At 48.7% G+C, this 23,885-nt stretch carries 16 protein-coding genes and 9 pseudogenes; 20 read left to right on the forward strand and 5 right to left on the reverse strand.

Annotation, left to right across the window (positions count from 1 at the left end):
• Nucleotides 1–67: 67 nt before the first annotated feature.
• Nucleotides 68–163, reverse strand: a complete 96-nt coding sequence (yncL, locus tag PS053_RS02485) for a stress response membrane protein YncL (protein ID WP_071825194.1) — start codon at nt 161–163, stop codon at nt 68–70.
• A 192-nt stretch (nt 164–355) separates the two neighbouring features.
• Between yncL and PS053_RS02490 the strand changes: the two genes are divergently transcribed.
• Entirely contained in the window at nt 356–529 is a 174-nt protein-coding gene (locus PS053_RS02490) for a GhoT/OrtT family toxin (RefSeq protein ID WP_032278646.1), read from the forward strand.
• A gap of 85 nt (nt 530–614) precedes the next feature.
• The gene (gene ydcY, locus PS053_RS02495; protein ID WP_000018715.1) at nt 615–848 is read left to right on the forward strand and encodes a DUF2526 family protein YdcY; all 234 of its coding nucleotides are present in this window, start codon (nt 615–617) and stop codon (nt 846–848) included.
• Here ydcY and PS053_RS02500 read toward each other — a convergent pair whose 3' ends face one another.
• Nucleotides 849–1,298, reverse strand: a complete 450-nt coding sequence (locus PS053_RS02500) for a DMT family transporter (protein WP_001016707.1) — start codon at nt 1,296–1,298, stop codon at nt 849–851. It lies immediately after the preceding gene.
• Complete coding sequence (locus PS053_RS02505) at nt 1,295–1,813, reverse strand: GNAT family N-acetyltransferase (RefSeq protein WP_000027568.1); 519 nt, start codon at nt 1,811–1,813, stop codon at nt 1,295–1,297. The genes PS053_RS02500 and PS053_RS02505 overlap by 4 nt, the downstream gene beginning before the upstream one ends.
• Nucleotides 1,814–1,997: 184 nt before the next feature.
• Here PS053_RS02505 and PS053_RS02510 point away from each other — a divergent pair, with 184 nt between their 5' ends.
• Nucleotides 1,998–3,035 (forward strand): NADP-dependent oxidoreductase, encoded by a 1,038-nt coding sequence (locus tag PS053_RS02510; protein WP_000531439.1) that lies wholly within the window; start codon nt 1,998–2,000, stop codon nt 3,033–3,035.
• Nucleotides 3,036–3,085: 50 nt separating this feature from the next.
• Here PS053_RS02510 and PS053_RS02515 read toward each other — a convergent pair.
• Nucleotides 3,086–3,541, reverse strand: a pseudogene (locus PS053_RS02515) (TonB-dependent receptor domain-containing protein); the annotation flags it as partial.
• A gap of 396 nt (nt 3,542–3,937) precedes the next feature.
• Between PS053_RS02515 and yncE the strand changes: the two are divergent.
• Complete coding sequence (gene yncE / locus PS053_RS02520; protein WP_000550699.1) at nt 3,938–4,999, forward strand: 7-bladed beta-propeller protein YncE; 1,062 nt, start codon at nt 3,938–3,940, stop codon at nt 4,997–4,999.
• 123 nt (nt 5,000–5,122) lie between these two features.
• Here the strand turns inward: yncE and ansP are convergent, their stop codons facing one another.
• Nucleotides 5,123–6,616, reverse strand: a complete 1,494-nt coding sequence (gene ansP / locus PS053_RS02525; RefSeq protein ID WP_000033772.1) for an L-asparagine permease — start codon at nt 6,614–6,616, stop codon at nt 5,123–5,125.
• 891 nt (nt 6,617–7,507) lie between these two features.
• Here ansP and PS053_RS02530 point away from each other — a divergent pair.
• The 16 genes and pseudogenes from PS053_RS02530 to PS053_RS02605 all read left to right on the forward strand — a co-directional run bounded on the left by PS053_RS02530 (nt 7,508) and on the right by PS053_RS02605 (nt 23,655).
• Nucleotides 7,508–9,649: a type VI secretion system Vgr family protein gene (locus tag PS053_RS02530; protein ID WP_256908038.1), complete on the forward strand. Its 2,142-nt coding sequence runs from the start codon at nt 7,508–7,510 to the stop codon at nt 9,647–9,649.
• A gap of 75 nt (nt 9,650–9,724) precedes the next feature.
• The gene (locus PS053_RS02535) at nt 9,725–14,071 is read left to right on the forward strand and encodes an RHS element core protein (protein ID WP_256908037.1); all 4,347 of its coding nucleotides are present in this window, start codon (nt 9,725–9,727) and stop codon (nt 14,069–14,071) included.
• Nucleotides 14,068–14,532 carry a sugar tyrosine-protein kinase gene (locus tag PS053_RS02540; protein WP_204619590.1) on the forward strand — a complete coding sequence of 155 codons (465 nt, stop codon included), beginning with the start codon at nt 14,068–14,070 and terminating at the stop codon, nt 14,530–14,532. The genes PS053_RS02535 and PS053_RS02540 overlap by 4 nt, the downstream gene beginning before the upstream one ends.
• Before the next feature lie 93 nt (nt 14,533–14,625).
• Nucleotides 14,626–14,790 (forward strand): annotated as a pseudogene (locus PS053_RS02545) (transposase); the annotation flags it as partial.
• 188 nt (nt 14,791–14,978) lie between these two features.
• Nucleotides 14,979–15,179, forward strand: a pseudogene (locus tag PS053_RS02550) (transposase family protein); the annotation flags it as partial.
• A gap of 2 nt (nt 15,180–15,181) precedes the next feature.
• Nucleotides 15,182–16,654: pseudogene (locus PS053_RS02555) on the forward strand (RHS repeat-associated core domain-containing protein); the annotation flags it as partial.
• A 1-nt stretch (nt 16,655) separates the two neighbouring features.
• On the forward strand, nt 16,656–17,081 hold the full coding sequence (locus PS053_RS02560; protein WP_025237587.1) for an SEL1-like repeat protein: 426 nt from the start codon (nt 16,656–16,658) through the stop codon (nt 17,079–17,081).
• Between the two features lie 359 nt (nt 17,082–17,440).
• A pseudogene (locus PS053_RS23220) lies at nt 17,441–18,196 on the forward strand (RHS repeat-associated core domain-containing protein); the annotation flags it as partial.
• 410 nt (nt 18,197–18,606) lie between these two features.
• Nucleotides 18,607–19,254 carry a hypothetical protein gene (locus tag PS053_RS02570; RefSeq protein WP_125295987.1) on the forward strand — a complete coding sequence of 216 codons (648 nt, stop codon included), beginning with the start codon at nt 18,607–18,609 and terminating at the stop codon, nt 19,252–19,254.
• Nucleotides 19,255–19,561: 307 nt separating this feature from the next.
• Nucleotides 19,562–20,038, forward strand: a pseudogene (locus tag PS053_RS02575) (ISAs1 family transposase); the annotation flags it as partial.
• Nucleotides 20,039–20,775: 737 nt separating this feature from the next.
• Entirely contained in the window at nt 20,776–21,156 is a 381-nt protein-coding gene (locus PS053_RS02580) for an ankyrin repeat domain-containing protein (RefSeq protein WP_059229567.1), read from the forward strand.
• Nucleotides 21,157–21,320: 164 nt separating this feature from the next.
• Nucleotides 21,321–21,643 (forward strand): annotated as a pseudogene (locus PS053_RS02585) (hypothetical protein); the annotation flags it as partial.
• Nucleotides 21,644–21,928: 285 nt separating this feature from the next.
• Nucleotides 21,929–22,243, forward strand: a pseudogene (locus PS053_RS02590) (contact-dependent growth inhibition system immunity protein); the annotation flags it as partial.
• 210 nt (nt 22,244–22,453) lie between these two features.
• Nucleotides 22,454–22,660, forward strand: a pseudogene (locus PS053_RS02595) (rhsG core with extension domain protein); the annotation flags it as partial.
• A gap of 11 nt (nt 22,661–22,671) precedes the next feature.
• Nucleotides 22,672–23,121, forward strand: coding sequence for an RHS element protein dsORF-h1 (locus tag PS053_RS02600; RefSeq protein WP_059216030.1), 450 nt, complete (start codon nt 22,672–22,674; stop codon nt 23,119–23,121).
• A 117-nt stretch (nt 23,122–23,238) separates the two neighbouring features.
• Complete coding sequence (locus tag PS053_RS02605) at nt 23,239–23,655, forward strand: hypothetical protein (RefSeq protein ID WP_256879486.1); 417 nt, start codon at nt 23,239–23,241, stop codon at nt 23,653–23,655.
• Nucleotides 23,656–23,885: the final 230 nt, after the last annotated feature.

Below are 23,885 nucleotides of genomic sequence, written 5' to 3' on the forward strand. Positions count from 1 at the left end.
TAACTTAATCCACAGTCAGAGAGTGGGTATCCCTCTGACTGTGGATGCTGCATGCAAAATCAACAGATCAAATAAACCAACCAAATCTCATAGAGATAAGAGTAAACAAACCAACAGCAGCAAAGACATTTATCAGTACTACTGTTTTACTGGAAACGTTCATTTTTGCCACCTTTTATCATAGCCCCTATGGGTATAGTACGGGTTAAGTAAATTCGCAATAATACTCATTCTGAAGACAGGAAGGGCAAGTCGTTGTTTGTTGCTTTTTCCTCAAACGGGCAAAAAATTTGATACACATCAAAAAATGACGCATATTCGTGCGCATTTTATTTATCTGGCTGGACGTCTGTACATGTCTCTCTTTCAATACATACTTATTTTTTATGCTGTTATGGCAGTTATCGCATTTATTATTACCTGGTTTCTTTCTTACGATAAAAAGAGCATTCGCTTTCTGAGCGCTTTCCTTGTGGGGGTGACATGGCCAATAAGCTTCCCGGTGGCGCTGCTATTTTCTCTGTTTTAATTCTTACTCGTTAGCTTGACGGCACTGCGCAGACTTATATCATTTGGGTGAGTCGATATTTTTCACAAGTGGCTAAGGAGAAAGTATGTCGCATCTGGAAGAGGTCATCGCGCGCGTGGATGCCGCGATTGATGAGAGCGTCATTGCCCATATGAACGAACTATTAATCGCCCTGAGTGATGACGCGGAATTAAGTCGGGAAGATCGCTATACCCAGCAACAGCGTCTGCGTACTGCAATTGCCCATCACGGACGCAAACATAAAGAAGATATGGAAGCGCGCCACGAACAGTTAACAAAAGGTGGCACGATCCTTTGATTAAAATGAGCGTCTGGCAACCAGCCAGGCGCCAATAACGAGCAGAATCGCTCCGCAAATCGGGCCAGCCAACGCGCGCAGAGGTACGTCATGACTGCGGAAAATATCCAATACCAAACCACCAATTAATTGGCTGGCAACCAGTACGGCAATGGTGGTTGCCGCGCCAACGTTTTGATATCCACTGATACTGGCAAAGACAAAAAATGATCCCAGTAAACCGGGGATCAGCGTCCACCAACGCACGCTGGAGACCAGTTCGCCAAACCCCGCCATCCCTTGTTTAAACCACAAAATAGACACGAATAGCACGATCCCTACCAGTGAATTCAGCAACATCGCGATGAGGATCGTGGAGGTGGTTTGGGTGATGCGTACCATCAGCGTATTTTGCACTACCAGACCAATCCCGGCGGCGATCAGAAAAGCAAGGGTGAGCGAGTGGTTCATCTGAGCGCGTCCGGTTCGCTGCGATCGTCGAGTTGTAATTGCATAAAAGTGAGGTCCAGCCAGCGTCCAAATTTAGTGCCCACTTGCGGCATTTGTGCCGTAGTCACAAACCCCAGAGACTGATGCAGATGCAGCGAGGCCTGATTTTGCGATTCAATCCCGGCGACCATCACGTGTTTGCCACAGCCTCGTGCTTCATCAATTAAGCGGCTTAACAATTTGCGCCCAAGACCTTTACCTTGATGATCGGGATGAACATATACCGAATGTTCCACGGTATGGCGAAAACCGTCAAAACTGCGCCAGTCGCCAAATGAGGCATACCCCGTGATGACGCCATCCTCTTCGCTCACCAGCACCGGATAACCCGATAAAGTCCGTGCTTCAAACCAGGCAATACGGTTGTCTGCATCCACGGTTTGATCGTTCCAGATAGCCGCCGTATACAACACAGCGTGGTTATAAATTTCCGCAATCGCAGCACAATCGGCTTTGCGGGCAAAACGGATGGACATGTCTGGCCTCAATTAAACGACGAATAATGATGATGCTATGAATACTATCGAAAATGACCCGAAGCAACGGATTCCTTGATGAAATTATTGCGTGTTGTAGCAGCGGTGTGATGGCTGCAAATAAAACCAATCCCGTGAGCCTGCTACTATTGAGAGATTCATGCTAAAAGCACAGGAGAGCATTATGGGACAACAAAAGCAGCGTAATCGCCGTTGGGTTCTGGCTTCGCGACCACATGGCGCGCCGGTTCTGGATAATTTTCGTCTGGAGGAAGACGCGCTCGCCACACCCGGTGAGGGACAGGTGTTATTACGCACAATCTATCTGTCGCTGGACCCATATATGCGCGGGCGCATGAGCGATGAACCGTCTTATTCACCGCCAGTTGAAATTGGCAGTGTGATGGTGGGTGGTACGGTAAGTCGAGTGGTGGAATCGAATCATCCTGATTATCAGCCTGGTGACTGGGTTCTTAGTTACAACGGCTGGCAGGATTACGCGATTTCCAGTGGCGATGAGTTGGTCAAACTGGGCGATCATCCGCAAAATCCATCGTGGTCGCTGGGAATTCTGGGGATGCCCGGGTTTACTGCTTATATGGGGCTGCTGGATATCGGACAGCCAAAAGAGGGCGAAACACTGGTGGTTGCCGCGGCGACCGGACCCGTTGGCGCAACGGTAGGGCAAATTGGCAAACTAAAAGGCTGCCGGATCGTGGGGGTTGCTGGCGGCGCAGAAAAATGCCGCCATGCAACCGAGGTGTTGGGTTTTGATGTTTGCCTTGATCACCACGCAGATGATTTTGCCGAACAGTTAGCGAAAGCCTGTCCGAAAGGCATTGATATTTATTATGAGAATGTTGGTGGTAACGTGTTTGATGCGGTGTTGCCGCTCCTCAATACCTCTGCGCGGATCCCGGTATGCGGGTTAGTCAGCGGCTATAACGCCACGGAACTGCCTTCCGGGCCGGATCGTTTACCATTGTTAATGGCGACGGTGTTGAAAAAACGAATTCGTTTGCAAGGCTTTATTATCAGCCAGGACTACGGCCACCGGATCCATGAATTTCAACGGGAGATGGGACAATGGGTAAAAGAGGGAAAAATTCACTATCGCGAGCACATGACCGATGGTTTAGAGAATGCCCCGCAGACCTTTATCGGCCTGTTAGAAGGTAAAAACTTCGGCAAAGTCGTTATCCGCGTGGCGGAGGATGATTAATAAAGTGGGTGGCGACATTATGCCGCCACAAATTAATTTTATTCAAAACGTCAGGCGAGATTCATGTCGATACCATAATTTCGCCCCGGCGCAGGTTCGTAATAACGCCCATTTGATTCATTGACAATAACGGAACCGATATATTCTTTATCAAACAAATTATCGACACGGTCAAATACATCAACAGTCATATTTTGGTAATTAAACTTGTACCCGGTAAACAGACCGACGCGTGTATAAGAGGGCACTTTTGCCGTATTTTCATCATCCGCCATGATATCGCCCATATAACGTACTTCTGTACCTGTATATCCGCCTTCTTCCGGTACATAACCTAAAGACGCAAAGCTCATATTGCGAGAGATACCGGGCATCCGATTACCGTTACAAACATTGCTACGATACGTTGCGTCAAGCCACGTCCACGACGCTTTCATACGAAAATTTTCGGCGAAACGTTGATCCCATGCCCGTTCAGTCCCCTGACGACGCACCTCTTCACCATTAACCACGCTCACTGCTACCGATGTGTCCAGTTCCGAAACTACCTGCGGCGCGGTACTGACAATCATCATTTGTTCATCAGTACGGCGGCAAAAGCGGAAGCGGAAAGGGCAATCAGTGCAGGTAAAACAGTTTCCCGGACGGAAAAAATCTTCATGAAAAAAAGCCAGGTTAAGAATAGAAAGACGCCGTTATGGCAATTGGTTTGTAAAACAAAAGAAAACAAAATGGCGCAAAATGTTAATTTATTGGGGTAATTGTAGCCGTAACAGCAAGAAAAGCTCCACATTTGAAGAAATAATGATTACCATTCCCATTTACAATAAGGGCGTAACTATGATTATGCTCAACGAAGCATTGTGAAGCTGCTAAATATCAGTTCATCAAAGGGAGTCGTCATGCATTTACGTCATTTGTTTTCATCGCGCCTGCGTGGTTCGTTACTGTTAAGTTCATTGCTTGTTGCTTCTTCATTTAGCGCGCAGGCAGCAGAAGAAATGCTGCGTAAAGCGGTAGGTAAAGGCGCCTACGAAATGGCTTATAGCCAACAGGAAAATGCGCTGTGGCTCGCCACTTCGCAAAGCCGCAAACTGGATAAAGGCGGAGTGGTTTATCGTCTCGATCCGGTTACTCTGGAAGTTACTCAGGCGATTCATAACGATCTCAAACCATTTGGCGCCACTATCAACAACGCTACCCAGACTTTATGGTTTGGTAATACGGTAAACGGCGCGGTCACGGCGATTGATGCCAAAACGGGCGAAGTGAAAGGGCGTCTGGTGCTCGATGAGCGTAAGCGTACCGAAGAGGTGCGTCCGTTACAGCCGCGTGAACTGGTAGCCGACGATGCCACGAATACCATTTACATCAGCGGTATTGGCAAGGAGAGCGTGATTTGGGTGGTTGATGGTGAGAATATCAAACTGAAAACCGCCATCCAGAACACCGGTAAAATGAGCACTGGTCTGGCGCTGGATAGTAAAGGCAAACGTCTGTATACCACCAATGCCGACGGTGAGTTGATTACTATCGACACCGCCGACAACAAAATTCTGAGCCGTAAAAAGCTGCTGGATGATGGCAAAGAACACTTCTTTATCAACATCAGTCTCGATACTGCCAACCAGCGTGCGTTTATCACCGACTCTAAAGCTGCAGAAGTGTTAGTCGTCGATATCCGTAATGGTAATATTCTGGCGAAGATAGCGGCACCGGAATCTCTGGCAGTGCTGTTTAACCCTGTGCGTGATGAAGCTTATGTCACTCATCGTCAGGCAGGTAAAGTCAGTGTGATTGACGCGAAAACTTACAAAGTGGTGAAAACGTTCGATACACCGACTCATCCGAACAGCTTGGCGCTATCTGCCGATGGTAAAACGCTATATGTCAGTGTGAAGCAAAAATCGACTAAGCAGCAGGAAGCGACTCAGCCGGATGATGTGATTCGTATTGCGCTGTAACAGATATGGCGGAGTTTGTCTTTTGTAGGCCAGATAAGGCGCTCGCGACGCATCCGGCACAAACAACGACCACTTCGTCAGCAATCTGAAATTGCCCGGCACGCAGCCGGGCAATTTACGCAATTAATTTGCTGTTTCTGGCTTAAACACGATTTCCTGTTTTTTTTCTTCGGCTACGGGGGCTGTGCTGTGAATTTCGGCAACGCGTTTGCGCACGCCAAACCAACCTACAACCAGCAGAATACCGATAATCGGCAACGCAGCGATGGTATAAGTTCCGTTCGGATAATCAAACGCCATCAATACCAGTACACTTAGCAAGAACAACAAGGTCAGCCAGGAAGTGAAGGGGGCGCCCGGGAGTTTAAAACTGACATCCGCTGCTTTGCCTTCTTTAATCGCTTTACGCAGACGCATCTGGCAAACGATGATAAACGCCCATGAAGCGATGATTCCCAGTGACGCGAAGTTCAACACAATCTCAAATACGCGCGACGGTACCAGATAGTTGAGGAATACGCCGACGACATAAACGACCAGCGTCGCCAGAATTCCGGCATACGGTACATGCTGGCGGCTCATTTTCGCCATAAAACCAGGTGCAGAACCGCCCATCGCCATTGAGCGCAAAATACGTCCGGTGCAGTACAGACCCGAGTTCAGGCTGGAGAGGGCCGCGGTCAGCACTACAATATTCATAATACTGCCAATGTACGGCACGCCCAGTTTAGAGAAGAAAGTCACAAATGGACTTTGCCCAGCCTGATACGCGCTCCATGGCAACAACATGACCAGCAGAACCACAGAACCGACATAAAAAAGGCCAATGCGCCAAATCACGCTGTTTATCGCTTTTGGCACCATGGTCTGCGGATCTTTACATTCACCGGCGGCAGTTCCCACCATCTCAATCGATGCAAAAGCAAACACTACGCCCTGAATCAACACCAAAGCAGGCAGCAGACCGTGCGGGAAGAAACCACCATTATCGGTAATTAAGTGAAAGCCAGTTGCGTTGCCATCGAGCGGTTGACCGCTACCGAGAAACACTGTACCCACGACCAGGAAGGTTACAATGGCGAGCACTTTGATCAGCGCAAACCAGAATTCCATCTCCGCGAACCATTTCACGCCGATCATGTTCATGGTGCCCACGATAGTCAGCGCGCCGAGAGCAAACACCCATTGGGGTACACCGCCAAACGCCCCCCAGTAGTGCATATACAGCGCGACCGCGGTGATATCGACAATGCCCGTCATCGCCCAGTTGATAAAGTACATCCAGCCGGCAACGTAAGCCGCTTTTTCGCCTAAAAACTCACGGGCATAAGAGACAAAACTACCGCTGGAAGGACGATGTAATACCAGCTCGCCCAATGCACGCAGAATAAAAAATGAAAACAGGCCGCAGATTAAATAGACCAGTGCCAGCGCCGGACCCGCCATTTGCAGTCGTGCGCCTGCGCCTAAAAACAAACCAGTGCCAATCGCGCCGCCAATGGCGATCATCTGCACCTGGCGATTGCCCATCGCTTTGTGATATCCCTCCTCGTGGGCATTAAGCCAGCGGCGTTTCGCGGCGTGTTGATCTGAAGAGTCGGTGTTGTGTTTACTCATTGCGCTCCCTGATTGTTTTAATGAAAGAAGTCTTATAAGCCGTCATGAACAATGTTTATTCATCCTGGCGATGACAAGATTCACCATTATTCTTTATGGGTATAACTGTCGGCGCTGCATCCTACCTGTTATCGATAAACGATGCAAAACATACCCTTGCAGGTTAAGTGGGAATTGAAGTGACTGGTGAAAAAATGACAAGTTATCGTCCGTTCTTACTCTATTAACCTTTAGTGATTATCCTGAGCGCCAGATACCTGGCATGCTTGTACTGTTAAAGAAGAATGTTATCGAATGGCGCAAATCGCTTTATATCTGGATGAGTGTCGGTGTTTTTCAATCATTGCTATTTTTTAAAATATAATTATTTTGCATGTTATTCCATGTATTTATTTGTGAAATAAATTTGATAAATTCTGAATTTATAATATCTATTACTCAATATTGAGGGCATGACGTTAAGATGGCTATGTGCAGATCAATTCATCAGGGTAGAGCGGTAGCGTCTTTAATGATTTAATAATTGATGTTGATTATGTTTTTTATTCGGTTATTCATGTTATTTATTGATTTAAGAGATATTTTTCCATCCAAAGCTACTGGCTTGTAAAGAATGAACTGCACTGAGAACTGGATGTGATAATGAACGAAGATAATTACAAAATAAGAAGAGGAACTCAGCCAGATTATTTTTATGAACAAGATATGTTGCGATGAATATTTCAACAAATCATAAAATCTTCAAAGCAGAGTTAATACATGGGCTGCGAAATTAACCACAGGCAGAGACTCTCCCACGCCAGCCCTTGCGTGGGACGGGCTTTTGTAAGCTTGCCCTCACAGCCGCTTTAACAGCGAACAGTCTGTTTTTCCTTAACCCCGGAGGTTGCCATGTCAACCGGATTACGTTTCACACTGGAAGTGGACGGCCTGCCGCCGGACGCTTTTGTGGTGGTTTCCTTTCACCTGAGCCAGTCGCTCTCTTCAGTCTTTTCCCTCGAGCTCTCCCTTGTCAGCCAGCAGTTTCTCTCCCTTGATTTCCCGCAGGTGCTGGAAAAAATGGCCTACCTGACGATATGGCAGGGCAATGACGCACAGCGCCGGGTAAAAGGCGTGGTGACCTGGTTTGAACTGGGGGAGAACGACAAAAAACAGATGCTGTACAGCATGAAAGTCTGTCCGCCGCTGTGGCGCGCCGGACTGCGCCAGAACTTCCGTATCTTCCAGAATGAGGACATCGAAAGCATCCTCGGCACGCTCCTGAAGGAAAACGGTGTGACAGAGTGGAGCCCGCTGTTCAGTGAGCCGCATCCTTCCCGTGAATTTTGTGTCCAGTACGGCGAAACCGATTACGAGTTTTTGTGCCGGATGGCGGCGGAGGAAGGCATCTTCTTTTATGAGGAACACGCGCAGAAAAGTACCGACCAGAGTCTGGTGTTGTGTGACACGGTGCGCTACCTGCCTGACGCCTTTGAAATCCCCTGGAACCCGAACACCCGTACCGAAGTGAGCACCCGCTGCATCAGCCAGTTCCGCTACAGTGCGCAGATACGCCCCTCACAGACCATCGTCAAGGATTACACCTTTAAACGTCCCGGCTGGGCGGGGCGCTTTGACCAGGACGGTGAAAATATGGATTACCAGCGCACGCAGTATGAAGTGTATGACTACCCCGGGCGTTTCAAAAATGCACATGGCAAAAATTTTGCCCGCTGGCAGATGGACGGCTGGCGCAATAATGCGGAAGTGGCACGCGGGGCAAGCCGTTCGCCGGAGATATGGCCGGGACGGCGGTTCACCCTGACGGAGCACCCGCAGGCGAGTCTTAACCGGGAATGGCAGGTGGTGACGAGCGAACTGCACGGCGAACAGCCGCAGGCGATACCGGGACGTGGGGGGGCCGGCACCACGCTGAATAACCATTTTGCGGTGATACCGGCAGACCGGACATGGCGACCGCAGCCACAGCCGAAACCGCTGGTGGACGGCCCGCAGAGCGCGGTGGTGACCGGGCCGGCGGGGGAAGAAATCTTCTGTGATGAACATGGCCGCGTGCGGGTGAAATTTAACTGGGACCGTTATAACCCGTCAGACCAGGACAGTTCCTGCTGGATACGGGTGGCGCAGGCGTGGGCTGGCACCGGGTTCGGCAACCTGGCGATACCGCGTGTGGGTCAGGAGGTGATTGTGGACTTCCTCAACGGCGACCCGGACCAGCCGATCATTATGGGGCGCACCTACCACGAAGATAACCGCACTCCCGGTAGCCTGCCGGGCACCAAAACGCAGATGACCATTCGCTCAAAGACCTATATGGGCAGCGGGTTCAACGAACTGAAGTTTGACGATGCGACAGGGAAAGAACAGGTCTACATCCACGCGCAGAAGAACATGGATACCGAGGTGCTCAATGACCGTACCACTGATGTGATAAACAACCATGCCGAAAAAATAGGTAACAACCAGGCGATCACCGTTACCAATAACCAGATCCAGAAAATTGGCGTTAATCAGATACAGACAGTTGGTGTCAACCAGGTGGAAACGGTAGGCAGTAACCAGATTATCAAAGTGGGAGTAAACCAGGTTGAAAAGGTGGGGATCATTCGTGCGCTGACGGTGGGGGTGGCTTACCAGACGACGGTAGGCGGCATCATGAATACCTCGGTGGCGTTATTGCAGTCCTCACAGGTGGGGCTGCATAAATCACTGATGGTGGGAAGGGGCTACAGCGTCAATGTAGGGAATAACGTCACCTTCACGGTGGGCAAGACGATGAAGGAAAACAGCGGACAAACGGCAGTTTATTCTGCCGGTGAGCATCTGGAGCTCTGCTGTGGTAAGGCAAGGCTGGTACTGACGAAGGACGGAAGCATATTTCTCAATGGTACACACATTCATCTGGAAGGAGAGTCGGATGTGAACGGGGATGCGCCGGTGATTAACTGGAACTGTGGTGCCACACAACCTGTACCGGATGCATCGGTGCCGAAAGATTTACCCCCCGGAATGCCGGATATGCGGAAATATTAAGTTCGGTGCATAAAATCAAAACAGAACTGGTGCAGTGACCAGATGAACCATATTAAAAGCAGAAGGAATTGATTCATGGGCGGAAAACCGGCAGCGCGGCAGGGCGACATGACCCGCAAGGGACTGGATATTGTGCAGGGTTCAGCGGGTGTGCTGATAGGCGCGCCGACGGGAGTGGCCTGTTCGGTGTGTCCGGGAGGGATTACCTATGCTAACCCGGTGAACCCGCTGCTGGGGGCGAAGGTGCTGCCGGGCGAGACGGACCTTGCGCTGTCCGGCCCGCTGCCGTTTATTCTTTCCCGCGCCTACAGCAGTTACCGGACCAGGACGCCCGCGCCGGTGGGGGTGTTCGGCCCCGGCTGGAAAGCGCCTTTCGATATCCGCTTACAGGTTCATGAGCGGGAACTGATACTCAACGACAGCGGTGGCAGGAGCATTCACTTTGAGCCGCTGTTTCCCGGCGAGATAAGCTACAGCCGCAGTGAGTCGTTCTGGCTGGCAAGGGGCGGGGTGGCGGAGCAGCACAGTTCGCAGCCGTTAAGCGCGCTCTGGCAGGTACTGCCGGAAGATGTTCGCCTGAGTCCGCATGTGTACCTGGCGGCAAACAGCCTTCAGGGGCCGTGGTGGATACTCGGCTGGCCGGAGCGGGTGCCGGAGGCGGATGAGGTGCTGCCGCCGGAGCCACCCGTATACCGGGTGCTGACGGGCGTGGTGGACGGCTTCGGGCGGACGCTGGCCTTTCACCGGGCGGCGGAGGGCGAAGTTGCGGGTGCAGTGACGGGGGTGACGGACGGCGCGGGCCGCCGTTTTCACCTGGCGCTGACCACGCAGGCGCAGCGGGCGGAAGCCTTCCGTAAACAGCGCGCCTCTTCCTTATCTTCCCCGGCCAGTCCCCGTCCTGTTTCCTCTTCTCAGGCTTTCCCCGACACACTGCCCGCCGGTACAGGATATGGCACGGATAATGGTATCCGGCTGGAGGCGGTATGGCTGACACACGACCCGGCATACCCGGATGAGCTGCCCGCCGCGCCGCTGGCGCGCTACACGTACACGGCCCGTGGTGAACTGCTGGCGGTGTATGACCGCAGCGGAACACAGGTGCGCGGGTTTACTTATGATGCGGAACACACCGGGCGGATGGTGGCGCACCATTATGCGGGGAGACCGGAGAGCCGCTACCGGTATGATGATACCGGGCGGGTGACGGAGCAGGTCAACCCGGAGGGGCTGGACTACCGCTTTGAATACGGGCAGGACCGTGTGACCATCACGGACAGCCTGAACCGACGGGAGGTGCTGTACACGGAAGGCGAAGGTGGCCTGAAGCGGGTGATGAAGAAGGCGCATGCGGACGGGAGCGTCACCCGCAGTGAGTATGATGAGGCTGGGAGGCTGAAGGCGCAGACGGATGCGGCAGGACGGCGGACGGAGTACAGCCTGCATATGGCGTCGGGCGCGGTGACAGCGGTGACGGGGCCGGACGGCAGGACGGTGCGGTATGGCTACAACAGCCAGCGGCAGGTGACATCAGTGACGTACCCGGACGGGCTGCGCAGCAGCCGGGAGTATGATGAGAAGGGAAGGCTGGCGGCGGAGACCTCGCGCAGCGGTGAGACGACGCGGTACAGCTATGATGATCCGGCGAGTGAACTACCGACAGGGATACAGGATGCGACGGGCAGTACGAAACAGATGGCATGGAGCCGTTACGGTCAACTGCTGGTCTTCACGGACTGTTCGGGGTACACGACGCGGTATGAGTACGACCGGTACGGACAGAGGACAGCGGTTCACCGGGAGGAAGGCCTCAGTATTTACAGTATCTATGACAGTCGCGGCAGGCTGACGGGGCAGAAGGATGCGCAGGGGCGTGAAACCCGTTATGAGTACAGTGCCGCAGGCGACCTCACCGCTATCATTGCCCCGGACGGCAGCCGCAGTGAGACACAGTATGATGCGTGGGGTAAAGCCATCAGCACCACGCAGGGCGGGCTGATGCGCAGCATGGAGTATGACGCTGCCGGGCGCATCACCGTGCTGACCAACGAGAACGGCAGCCAGTCCACGTTCCGGTATGACCCGGTGGACCGCCTGGCAGAGCAGCGCGGTTTTGACGGACGGACACAGCGTTACCACTATGACCTGACCGGAAAACTCACGCAGAGTGAAGACGAGGGACTTATCACCCTCTGGCACTACGATGCGTCGGACCGCATCACACAGCGGACGGTGAACGGCGACCCGGCAGAGCAGTGGCAGTATGATGAGCACGGGTGGCTAGCCACCCTCAGCCATACCAGTGAAGGCCACCGTGTGGCGGTCCACTACGGCTATGATGATAAAGGCCGCCTGACGGGCGAACGGCAGACGGTGGAGAACCCGGAGACGGGGGAGATGCTGTGGGAGCATGAGACGGGGCACGCGTACAGCGAACAGGGGCTGGCGAACCGTCAGGAGCCGGACGGACTGCCGTCGGTGGAGTGGCTGACGTATGGCAGCGGTTATCTTGCGGGGATGAAGCTGGGCGGAACGCCGCTGGTGGAGTACACGCGGGACCGGCTGCACCGTGAGACGGCCCGCAGCTTCGGCGGGGAGGCCTATGAACTTGCCACCGCCTGGAATACCAGCGGCCAGCTCCAGAGCAGGCACCTGAATCTCCCGCAGCTTGACCGTGAGTATACGTGGAACGATAACGGGCAACTGGTGCGCATCAGCGGCCCGCAGGAGAGCCGGGCGTACCGTTACAGCGACACGGGAAGGCTGACGGGCGTCCACACCACGGCAGCGAACCTGGACATTGATATCCCGTATGCGACGGACCCGGCAGGAAACCGGCTGCCCGACCCGGAGCTGCACCCGGACAGTACCTTCACGGCGTGGCCGGATAACCGCATCGCGGAGGATGCGTACTATGTCTACCGCTACGATGAATACGGCAGGCTGGCGGAGAAGACGGACCGTATCCCGGAAGGGGTGATACGGATGCACGACGAGCGGACCCACCACTACCATTACGACAGCCAGCACCGCCTGGTGTTCTACACGCGGATACAGCACGGCGAGCCACAGGTGGAGAGCCGCTACCTTTACGACCCGCTGGGCCGCCGGACGGGAAAACGGGTGTGGCGGCGGGAGCGTGACCTGACGGGGTGGATGTCGCTGTCGCGTAAACCGGAGGTGACGTGGTACGGGTGGGACGGTGACAGGCTGACGACGATACAGACCGACACCACACGTATCCAGACGGTATACCAGCCGGGGAGCTTCACGCCGCTGATACGCATCGAAACAGAGAATGGCGAACAGGCGAAGGCGCGGCACCGTAGTCTGGCGGAGGTGTTGCAGGAGGACACGGGGGTGACGCTACCGGCGGAGCTGGCGGTGATGCTGGGAAGGCTGGAGCGGGAACTGCGCGCGGGTGCGGTGAGTGCGGAGAGTGAGGCATGGCTTGCGCAGTGCGGGCTGACGGCGGCGCAGATGGCCGCGCAGATGGAAGCGGAATACATCCCGGAGCGGAGGCTGCATCTTTACCACTGTGACCACCGTGGACTGCCGCAGGCGCTCATCAGCCCGGAAGGGGAAACGGCGTGGTGCGGGGAGTATGACGAGTGGGGGAACCTGCTGGGAGAGGAAAACCCGGAGCAACTGCAACAGTCGCTTCGCCTGCCGGGTCAGCAGTACGATGAGGAGTCGGGGCTGTACTACAACCGCAACCGGTACTATGACCCGTTGCAGGGGAGGTATATCACCCAGGATCCCATCGGGCTGGCGGGGGGACTAAATTTATACCACTACCCATTAAACCCCATTTTAAAAATAGATCCACTGGGGCTGAATCAAAATCCTATCCCAGGAGCAAATAGCCAGGCTGGTAAGGAGATTGCAGGGTACGTCAATTCGGCTAGTGAGGGTAGAATGTCATATGAGGAAGCTGCTGAAGGAATAAAAAATGTTGCTGGTCCGGATTACGGAACTCCTGAGGGTGCTGTTATGATTGATGGTGGCTTGTATTTGGACTTTTTTGGCGGTGGAAATTTGGCATTTGGAGCTGCTATTGGGACTAGTGGTCGTGATACACCGGGTAATAAAGAGGTTTGTGCGTATTACTCGTTATGTGATCATAGTGGAGTGGGAGCTACGGCTGGTCTGTTACTTACAATATCAGCTTCTAATGCTAATTTATCTCCGGGAATATCAGAATCTAGTGGATATTCTTATGGAGGAGCACTACTTGGTGGTATGGCTTATACGGATACTCATGATAAAACTGATAGCTCTAAATATACAAAAGGAGTGAGCTTTGGGCCTGGATTTGGAGATTGGGGGGGAGAGGTCACATGCTCTCAGTATTCGAGGTGTCTATCAGAAATTTTCGATTTGATGGATAAAGGGTATGATTGGTTATCAGGTAAATTCAAATGAGAAAACGTAGGTGTTTTTTATTATTGCTGTCTGTGATGTTTGTTGTATTACTTGCTGTTACTTTTTTTACATGGCTAGGTAGGGTGAAGGGCGGGGAGGAGGCTATTAGAGATGCTGCAAAAAATGAAGTTGATAAGTTTTTTTTTCTTTATAATAAAAAGGATTATAGTGGGATATATGATCTGTCATGTGATTCCTTTAAGGTTGCTACTGTGAAAAAAGATTTTCTAGTAATTATGGATGATAAAATGAAAATACTTGGTGAATTTAATGAAAAGACGATTAAGTATAGTAATGTCATTAATTCAACCTCCGTGGAGTTGTATTATAGGGTGGAGTATGCTAATTACTCTTTAATTGAGATATTTAATTACATTGAAAATGATGGGCAGAAATTATGTTTAAAAGCTATGTATACTGATGATTCAGGGAAGCGTGGGGAGGTAATTAAATTACATTAGTGGTTGGATAGCTAAATAGATGCGTCTAGGCTGTGTCCCGTAACTATTTTTTGTACAATACAAAGCATCGTTTAACCACAAAAGTCCTTCAATTTGGCTCGTTACGATTTCCCTGATGATGCATGGTTTCTGATTGCCCCCATGCTGCCGCCTGAGAGAGGTTCTTCCAAAGGCGGGCGGCCGTACCTTGCGCACAGACATGTCATGAATGGCATATTTTGGGTCCTTTGTTCTGGTGCGCCATGGCGGGATTTGCCTAGGGAAAGATCGTGGTGTGCCGTAGGCACAAAGATGCAAAACGGGACGTTTTGCATGTAATAAGCATAAGCTTGTGAAGAGATGGTGGCAGGCCAAGGAGAAATCATGAAAATCTCTTTAAAAACATTGTGATATGCTACTATCTTAAATCGGTGATGTAGTCAATTTAAAAATAAGGAAATCCTCAAGTGAGTTTATCAAGATTACTTGAATATATATCAGTTATCCCGGACTATCGCCAGCAGGGGAAAATTGATCATAAACTTATGGATATTCTTTTTCTGACTGTCTGTGCAGTAATGAGTGGTGCGGAGGGCTGGGATGAAATATGCGACTTTGGTCACGCCCATATTAACTGGCTTAAAATGTATGGCGATTTTAAAAATGGTTCACGGCGTGGCCGGATAACCGCATCGCGGAGGATGCGCACTATGTCTACCGCCACGATGAGTACGGCAGGCTGGCGGAGAAGACGGACCGTATCCCGGAAGGGGTGATACGGATGCACGACGAGCGGACCCACCACTACCACTACGACAGCCAGCACCGCCTGGTGTTCTACACGCGGATACAGCATGGTGAGCCGCTGGTCGAAAGCCGCTACCAGTATGACCCGCTGGGCCGCTGGACGGGAAAACGGGTGTGGCGGCGGGAGCGTGACCTGACGGGGTGGATGTCGCTGTCGTGTAAACCGGAGGTGACATGGTACGGGTGGGACGGCGACCGTCTGACCACCATCCAGACCCGACAGAGCCGTATCCAGACGGTGTACCAGCCGGGGAGCTTCACACCGCTCCTGAGAATCGAAACAGAGAATGGCGAACAGGCGAAGGCGCGGCACCGTAGCCTGGCGGAGGTGTTGCAGGAGGACACGGGGGTGACGCTACCGGCGGAGCTGGCGGTGATGCTGGGAAGGCTGGAGCGGGAACTGCGCGCGGGAGCGGTGAGTGCGGAGAGTGAGGCATGGCTTGCGCAGTGCGGGCTGACGGCGGCGCAGATGGAAAGCCAGATGGAGGCGGAATACATCCCGGAGCGGAAACTTCATCTTTACCACTGTGACCACCGTGGACTGCCGCAGGCGCTCATCAGCCCGGAAGGCGAAACAGCATGGCACGGAGTGTATGACGAGTGGGGGAACCTGCTGGGCGAAACCAGCGCGCAGCAGCTACACCAGCCGTACCGTCTGCCGGGGCAGCAGTATGATGAGGAGTCGGGACTGTATTATAACCGCAACCGATACTATGACCCGTTGCAGGGGAGGTATATCACCCAGGATCCGATTGGGCTGAAAGGCGGATGGAATTTGTATATATATCCACTGGAACCAATCGTACATATAGATCCAATGGGACTGGTAGACATAAACTTAATTCCAGACAATCAACAGATGCATAATATAGTTGATCAAATTAATATTCCAGGTGTTTTCACTGTCGCTACGCACGGCGATCCTTTTTATGTTATTACTGAATCAGGTTCACCTTTAAGTTCAGACATATTGGCGGCAATGATCAGGATGGACCAAAACTACACAGAGGGAGAAACGGTTAAATTGGTCGCGTGTATAACAGCTAAAGGTGGAAGCGGTTCATTTTCGAGTTTATTAGCTACAAAACTTCATGCGAACGTAATTGGAAGTGATACAAATTATGCCTTATGGTGGAAAAATGATAAAGATGGCAATGTACTAATGGATAGTGTGTTAATGGTACCGTCGAATACTAGCCCTGGAATTGGGAGGGGCGGTTACGCCACTACTGTTGATCCTGCTACTATAGGTAATTGGATTACTTTTGGTCCTGATGGGCAACCCATTTCTACAGTTAAAGGTAAAGTTGAAAAAATTTCAGAGATAAATAAATAAAATGAATGCAAAGCTTTTTATTTTTATTGTTGTCAGTATATTTTACCTTACAGCATGTGGAACAGGGGAAACTGATCTTTATATAAAGAACCACGGAGGGGCAAGTAATGAAATTTATAGCTTAGACAAAACCGAAAAACTGGATCTTGAGAGTAGATCAATAACGTCTGCTGAAGCGGCATTTCGATTGTTTTTATATTATACACTAAGCGCTCCTGATATTGATGAACAAATGAAATATCTGAAAATAGCAGCTTGTTTAGGGAGTGTCACAGCCCAATATTCTTATGGTGTATATCTATCATCTCCATATAAAGAGTATTCAAAATATTATAATTTGGCGGAGGCGATTTATTGGTTGGAGCTGGCGGAAAAAAAAGGTAATAAATATGCCAGACTCCAATTGCAGCAACTTAAAAAAACATAAGGGCAAAGGTAATTTACGCGGATTAAATGGATACTATAAAATCCATATGTTAATAAAATATCAATGACGAACACACAAGTATCACCGTAACAATTGGTTAGGAATAATTGGTCAACTGAGGGTGAATCAATTCGGAGCAGCGCGGCTTTGACGGCAGGACACAGCGTTACCACTATGACCTGACCGGAAAACTCACGCAGAGTGAAGACGAGGGACTTATCACCCTCTGGTACTACGATGCGTCGGACCGCATCACACACCGAACGGTGAACGACGACCCGGCAGAGCAGTGGCAGTATGATGAGCACGGATGGTTAGCCACCCTCAGCCATACCAGTGAAGGCCACCGTGTGGCGCTCCACTACGGCTATGATGATAAAGGCCGCTGGACGGGAAAACGGGTGTGGCGGCGGGAGCGTGACCTGGCGGGGTGGATGTCGCTGTCGCGTAAACCGGAGGAGACATGGTACGGGTGGGACGGTGACAGGCTGACGACGATACAGACCGACACCACACGTATCCAGACGGTATACCTGCCGGGGAGCTTCACGCCGCTCATCCGGGTCGAGACAGAGAATGGCGAACAGGCGAAGGCGCGGCACCGTAGCCTGGCGGAGGTGTTGCAGGAGGACACGGGGGTGACGCTACCGGCGGAGCTGGCGGTGATGCTGGGAAGGCTGGAGCGGGAACTGCGCGCGGGGGCGGTGAGTGCGGAGAGTGAGGCATGGCTTGCGCAGTGCGGGCTGACGGCGGCGCAGATGGAAAGCCAGATGGAGGCGGAATACGTCCCGGAGAGGACACTTCATCTTTACCACTGTGACCACCGGGGACTGCCGCAGGCGCTCATCAGCCCGGAAGGGGAAACGGCGTGGTGCGGGGAGTATGACGAGTGGGGGAACCTGCTGGGAGAGGAAAACCCGGAGCAACTGCAACAGTCGCTTCGCCTGCCGGGTCAGCAGTACGATGAGGAGTCGGGGCTGTACTACAACCGTCACCGATACTATGACCCGTTGCAGGGACGGTATATCACCCAGGACCCGATAGGTCCGGATGGGGAATGGAATTTGTACCAATATCCACTGGATCCAATATCTGATTCAGATCCACTTGGATTGAAGACCTGTTCCTGCACAGTGACTTTTTCCGCGGTTGGTCCCCGTCAGGCTACGAATGCGAATGGGGCTTTAGGTATGCCGCCACCAAATAACTCTGTTGCTATTGATCCCAAAGTGTTTGGTTTGAAATATAATAATATATATAACGGGCCTGAACGTGCGGCGACGAAGAAGGAAATACTAAAAAACATACAAAACATTAAAATTGAGGCCCCTGGACTTTCTGATTATTCTTCAATGTATAATAATGGAAGTACAACATTCACTATCGGTGATATAGGGGATAAAAACATCCGAAATTCTAAGATAACTAGATTTGATATATATAGGTTTAAAACTCAAGAAGGGGCTCTTCAGTTTGGTCGTCATACAGTGCCGGTGACAATAACAGGTGTCCCTGATGATTGGGAATGTCCGAAATGAATATTTTTGTAATGAGAGCAATTGTTATATTTTTGATGGTTTTTAGTGGTCCGGCACGCTCAATTGCAGAACATTTACCTAGTTATGGAATATGGGGTAGTAATAGCTCGTCATTATATAATGGTCTATCCCCGCAGAGAAACGGTATACCATCTCCTGACGGTAAATCATCAGTTATTATTCATTCCGAATCAATATCGTTAAGGATAAATAGTGTTATAACACCGGTAAATATTCCGTTTACTTCTGGTCTTGTTGATGTTTTATGGTCCCTCGATTCAAATTCCGTTGTAATAACAACTAGTGATGGAGGTTTTGTTGGAACATGGGATGCGTATATTATAAGTATAAAAAAAATGAATAAGGTGAAGGTGATTTCTATCCGGAGGATTGTTGAATCAGTACTTTCAAAAAAATGGATGTGTGATGGAGAGGACTCTATAAATATCGGAGCAGTGAAGTGGGATAGTGAACTTTGGGTGATTGCTGAAGTCCCCCCTCATTCCGTATGTAAAAATATGGGGGAGATAAAAGGTATTAAAATAAGCATATCAAAAAATAAAATTAACGAAATGTTAAATGATAAGGATGTTCGCGTCAAGTGGCGGAAATTACTGGGAGGGCGTTTTATTTAACTATTTAAACAGAAATGTTAGACTGGTTTTTTGTGATATTTCACTATTATCTGATAATAAAATAGTACTGAGTGCAGCCTGTATTGGAAAGCAACAGAAATTAAGGGGGATGAGATGAACGCATCCCCTAACATTAAATCCGGAACACAATGATGAATGAAGGCAGGGAAAGATCACGTAACGCTGCTTTTTTGTACTAAATAATTCGCATTTTATGTTTAAAAATTGAGATATTCCTCATAACCTAAAGCTGTTTTTTATTGCTTATACATGATCAAATACTCCTTACATAATTAAGGAGAATAAAATGGAAATTAAAAAATTGATGGAGCATATTTCTGTTATCCCCGATTACAGACAAGCCTGGAAAGTGGAACATAAATTGTCGGATATTCTACTGTTGACTATTTGCACCGTCATTTCTGGTGCAGAAGGCTGGGAAGATATAGAGGATTTTGGGGAAACACATCTCGATTTTTTGAAGCAATATGGTGATTTTGAAAATGGTATTCCTGTTCACGATACCATTGCCAGAGTTGTATCCTGTATCAGTCCTGCAAAATTTCATGAGTGCTTCATTAACTGGATGCGTGATTGTCATTCTTCAGATGATAAAGACGTCATCGCAATTGATGGAAAAACGCTCCGGCACTCTTATGATAAGAGTCGTCGCAGGGGAGCGATTCATGTCATTAGTGCGTTCTCAACAATGCACAGTCTGGTCATCGGACAGATCAAGACGGATGAGAAATCCAATGAGAGTGTGCCGTGGGTATTGAAACTGGCCTGTTAGGATAACAGTCAGTGGAGAACATAAGCTTGTGAAGAGATGGAGGTCGGCCCTCCAGAGTCGATGGTCGGAAGTTGGCTCTAAACCACCTTCAGGTGGCTGTCATTAAGAGTGATGGTCAGAAACGTTGAAGGGAAATCAGAATAAGATTCTGGCGAGGTAAGATGTAAGGAGATGAGTAACCCCGAACCTGTGTTGACGCGTCGTTATCTTTAAAATGGCATCAGAACTGAGGTCGTTTCGTTATCTCAGGATAAGTACACTGGCGAAGTCCGAATGTTGAGTGTGCGGTGTCCGGCGTAAAGCAGGCATGACCTTATATCAGGCTCTTTGCAGGAACCACGGGAACCAGTCATCATGATGTTAAGGAAGAAAGGTAAATCACTGAAATGATAAGCCTGAGAGTACCGAAGCATGATACTGGGGCGGAGCAACCTGTAGTAGTGAGGAAGCATTTGTAATGAGTGTGGAACGAAGGTTGAGGCAAAACAAAGACAGGAAGAGTATAGGAAATATAAAGATCGTTGTAATCAGTCACCGCCTCCAAACCTTGATCTTTGCAGTGAAGCTAAGTGGAAATTAAGCAGGAATAAAGACTGCAGAGATATGAGAAAAGCATGGGATGATAAGTGGCGGCCAGGTAAACATGAGGACAGTATTGCTCAACTAGAAGCTGGTATCAATAAGCTGGAAACGTTTATTACAGAAGAGTGTCAATAGATGGTTGTTTTATGAAAAAATTAAGTGCTGATGACATATTAAAGCGATACCGAGAGGAAAACTTACCAGAGTTTAGCGGAGTTGACTTGATGTTCGTAAATCAACTCGGTATTTTTGGTAATGCTCCTATACACATTGCATGTGTTCGAGGAGATATTGATGAGGTTAATGCATTAATTAATGGTGGAGCAAATATAAATGCTCTTGGAGAGTTTGGGAATACACCGTTACATGAGGTTGTTGGACAGGGGAATATTGAAATGACAAGATTTCTCGTTGCTCTTGGATGTGATTTAGAAGTGAAAAATGATTTTGGAGACACACCACTTGATATTGCTAAAATTAATGATAGGCCGGATATAATAGAGTTATTAATGTTACGAAATGAGTAAATATTAGAGCCTTTTAAATAAATCTGTGTAACTGCTGCCATATTAAAGGTGAGCGCTCAAACGGTCACCGAACTCGATAATAAAACGGATCGTCGCTTATGCAATATCATGATTTTTATCTTGGTTTAACTCTCTCGTGTGGTTGAAGTTTAACCTTTGTAATGAGCAGGCACCTGAACCTCCCGCAGCTTGACCGTGAGTATACGTGGAACGATAACGGGCAACTGGTGCGCATCAGCGGCCCGCAGGAGAGCCGGGCGTACCGTTACAGCGATACGGGAAGGCTGACGGGCGTCCACACCACGGCAGCGAACCTGGAATTGATATCCCGTATGCGACGGACCCGGAGCTGCACCCGGACAGCACCCTCACGGCATGGCCGGATAACCGCATCGCGGAGGATGCGCACTATGTCTACCGCCACGATGAGTACGGCAGGCTGGCGGAGAAGACGGACCGTATCCCGGAAGGGGTGATACGGATGCACGTTTTGGGATCATTTAACCGAAATGAGGCAATCATACACAGGGCTAAACTCTGTAAAAAGGAGTATAGAGGGCACATTAAAAAATCCTAATTTAAATGCTCAAACAAGGATTTATTTAGAGGGTAAGCTATCAGAGACAAATTCATGGATGACTAGAATAGAAGATTTATTTAAACCGTTTGGAGGAATACAATGAAAAACAAACCAACGATAAAACAAATATATAACTTGGCTGTTGACGATTCGGAATTAAAAAGTAAGTTAATAAATTGATATAACCGTTTACTAGAGAAAACACCGGAGGAATTGGATGAGGTGGATGTTTCTAAAATGATTCGACAGAACATCTTAATAAAGTTAGCTGTAGATAAAGCTATAGAAATTTTAAAAAACAATCCTCAAGCCGGCGAGATGTATGAAGGGGATGTGTTAAATACGCTCAGTGTTTTAACGAAAAATAATGGGCTTAGCCAGGAACAATTGATAAAGTTAAAGAGTAGTATGGATGTGTTTGAATGCAAAATAGAGTCTTTTGAATGGTTAGATGTAGACAATAAAAATCATTTTATTAATACTATACATAGTATTAAAGCTATTTAAATTTTTTTCGTAGATATCAACGAGCAAAAACATTGTTTTGTGTAACTGCCTGGTTTTGATATGTTCAACCCAACATCAAATAAATGTTGAATTATGGACGACAAACAATTACAGGCTCTGGCTAACAGGGAAAGAACATCGCGTGCCGTAGGCACAAAGATGCACAACGGAACGTTTTGCATGTAATAAGCATAAGCTTGTGAAGAGATGGTTCTTGATAAAGAAAATTTCATGGCTCTTTTAAGTCGGACAGATGATAAATATGATAATAAAGAAGAGGCAAGGGTTATTACAATAATTGAATCGCGTGCGGCGAAAACTTTAGATGAGTGTGTCAGAGGAGCTCATAGTGGACTGCCTTTTTATCGGGTGGATGGACCGTTGCAGACGATGACAATAACGGGTACGCCAGAATAGTGAGGTTTTTTATGATGAAATATTTGATGGTTTTATTGTCTCTATTTTCTGGTTCGGTATTGGGGATGGGGCGAGTGAATGAATTGTGTGGAATTGATAGCGTGAAAACGATAGAGGTAGTTAATCTTCCATCGTATGTTACCACGTTAGTTCCGCTTAGTAAGGAAGGTCTTAATGAAATATACAGATATAAAGTGGTGGTGAATGAAATTAGCGATCTTTATGCTGGTAAGATAATTAATTTATTGCAAATGAAATATTTCAGAAAAGAAAAATATAACAATATAAGATGGGGGGTTAGTATCATTTCAAAAGGCAATAATAAATGTGAAATTTATTTTGATGCTTTTGGTGAATGTGGAAGTGTGAATGGCATTAACGTGTGTTTTGAAAAAAATGAAATGATAGATTGGATTAAAAAAGAAATCCCTTTGTTGTCGCAAGAAATAGGTGGACTTTAAATGATATGGTAATATTCAAAGACAGTATGGGTAACTATTTGTATGGTTGTATGGACATGTAAGGTAAAAGAAAAGGAATAAATCTTTACGTTTTAACTATGTTAGTTTAGGAGGAGTATGAAAGTATATCTGTATATTATTCTGTTTACATATTTGTTTTCGTATTGCTGTTTGGCCGATGTTTTTTATTATAGAATACCTTTTCGCATCCAAACGTATTCCCCTGTTACTAAAAGTAAAATCGAAAGTTTAGCAATGGGAAACGGTACGCAAAAATTATTACAGAAAAACCGTGATGAATTGTTGTTGTTATTGAATGGAGCTAATGGAGAGTGTTATCATTTTGATGATAAAAATGTTAGGGTTTATATTGTTGATGATAAAGATAGGTATTATATTGATAAAAGAGGGGTGGTGTCATTTGATACTCAAGATAATGCTAAATATTTGAAGAGCAAAATTGATGAAAATTCCATTGAAAAACTTTTATTAGAGGGGAATGTGGATTTTTGGAAAAATGCCGAAAATAAGTAACATGAAATTGGTGGGGGTGCATTCAACAAGGGGCGTGATCATCACGTAGAATTTTCCGTTTTGTCAGTAAATAGTTCCAGTTAAAAAACTCGGTATCCTGGTGTCTGGTCTGCCGAGGCAACAGGGAAAGATCACGTAACGCTGCTTTTTTGTACTAAATAATTCGCGTTTTTTGTTCAATAGTTGAGATGTTCCTTATTATTTAAGGCTGTTTTTCATAGCTTATGCAT

Source organism: Escherichia albertii (assembly GCF_028622335.1).
GTDB lineage: Bacteria > Pseudomonadota > Gammaproteobacteria > Enterobacterales > Enterobacteriaceae > Escherichia > Escherichia albertii.

What these genes read in the sequence shown, in the direction of transcription:
- yncL (WP_071825194.1), bottom strand. Translation starts at nt 163, where the DNA reads ATGAACGTTTCCAGTAAAACAGTAGTACTGATAAATGTCTTTGCTGCT.
- PS053_RS02490 (WP_032278646.1), top strand. Translation starts at nt 356, where the DNA reads ATGTCTCTCTTTCAATACATACTTATTTTTTATGCTGTTATGGCAGTT.
- ydcY (WP_000018715.1), top strand. Translation starts at nt 615, where the DNA reads ATGTCGCATCTGGAAGAGGTCATCGCGCGCGTGGATGCCGCGATTGAT.
- PS053_RS02500 (WP_001016707.1), bottom strand. Translation starts at nt 1,298, where the DNA reads ATGAACCACTCGCTCACCCTTGCTTTTCTGATCGCCGCCGGGATTGGT.
- PS053_RS02505 (WP_000027568.1), bottom strand. Translation starts at nt 1,813, where the DNA reads ATGTCCATCCGTTTTGCCCGCAAAGCCGATTGTGCTGCGATTGCGGAA.
- PS053_RS02510 (WP_000531439.1), top strand. Translation starts at nt 1,998, where the DNA reads ATGGGACAACAAAAGCAGCGTAATCGCCGTTGGGTTCTGGCTTCGCGA.
- yncE (WP_000550699.1), top strand. Translation starts at nt 3,938, where the DNA reads ATGCATTTACGTCATTTGTTTTCATCGCGCCTGCGTGGTTCGTTACTG.
- ansP (WP_000033772.1), bottom strand. Translation starts at nt 6,616, where the DNA reads ATGAGTAAACACAACACCGACTCTTCAGATCAACACGCCGCGAAACGC.
- PS053_RS02530 (WP_256908038.1), top strand. Translation starts at nt 7,508, where the DNA reads ATGTCAACCGGATTACGTTTCACACTGGAAGTGGACGGCCTGCCGCCG.
- PS053_RS02535 (WP_256908037.1), top strand. Translation starts at nt 9,725, where the DNA reads ATGGGCGGAAAACCGGCAGCGCGGCAGGGCGACATGACCCGCAAGGGA.
- PS053_RS02540 (WP_204619590.1), top strand. Translation starts at nt 14,068, where the DNA reads ATGAGAAAACGTAGGTGTTTTTTATTATTGCTGTCTGTGATGTTTGTT.
- PS053_RS02560 (WP_025237587.1), top strand. Translation starts at nt 16,656, where the DNA reads ATGAATGCAAAGCTTTTTATTTTTATTGTTGTCAGTATATTTTACCTT.
- PS053_RS02570 (WP_125295987.1), top strand. Translation starts at nt 18,607, where the DNA reads ATGTCCGAAATGAATATTTTTGTAATGAGAGCAATTGTTATATTTTTG.
- PS053_RS02580 (WP_059229567.1), top strand. Translation starts at nt 20,776, where the DNA reads ATGAAAAAATTAAGTGCTGATGACATATTAAAGCGATACCGAGAGGAA.
- PS053_RS02600 (WP_059216030.1), top strand. Translation starts at nt 22,672, where the DNA reads ATGATGAAATATTTGATGGTTTTATTGTCTCTATTTTCTGGTTCGGTA.
- PS053_RS02605 (WP_256879486.1), top strand. Translation starts at nt 23,239, where the DNA reads ATGAAAGTATATCTGTATATTATTCTGTTTACATATTTGTTTTCGTAT.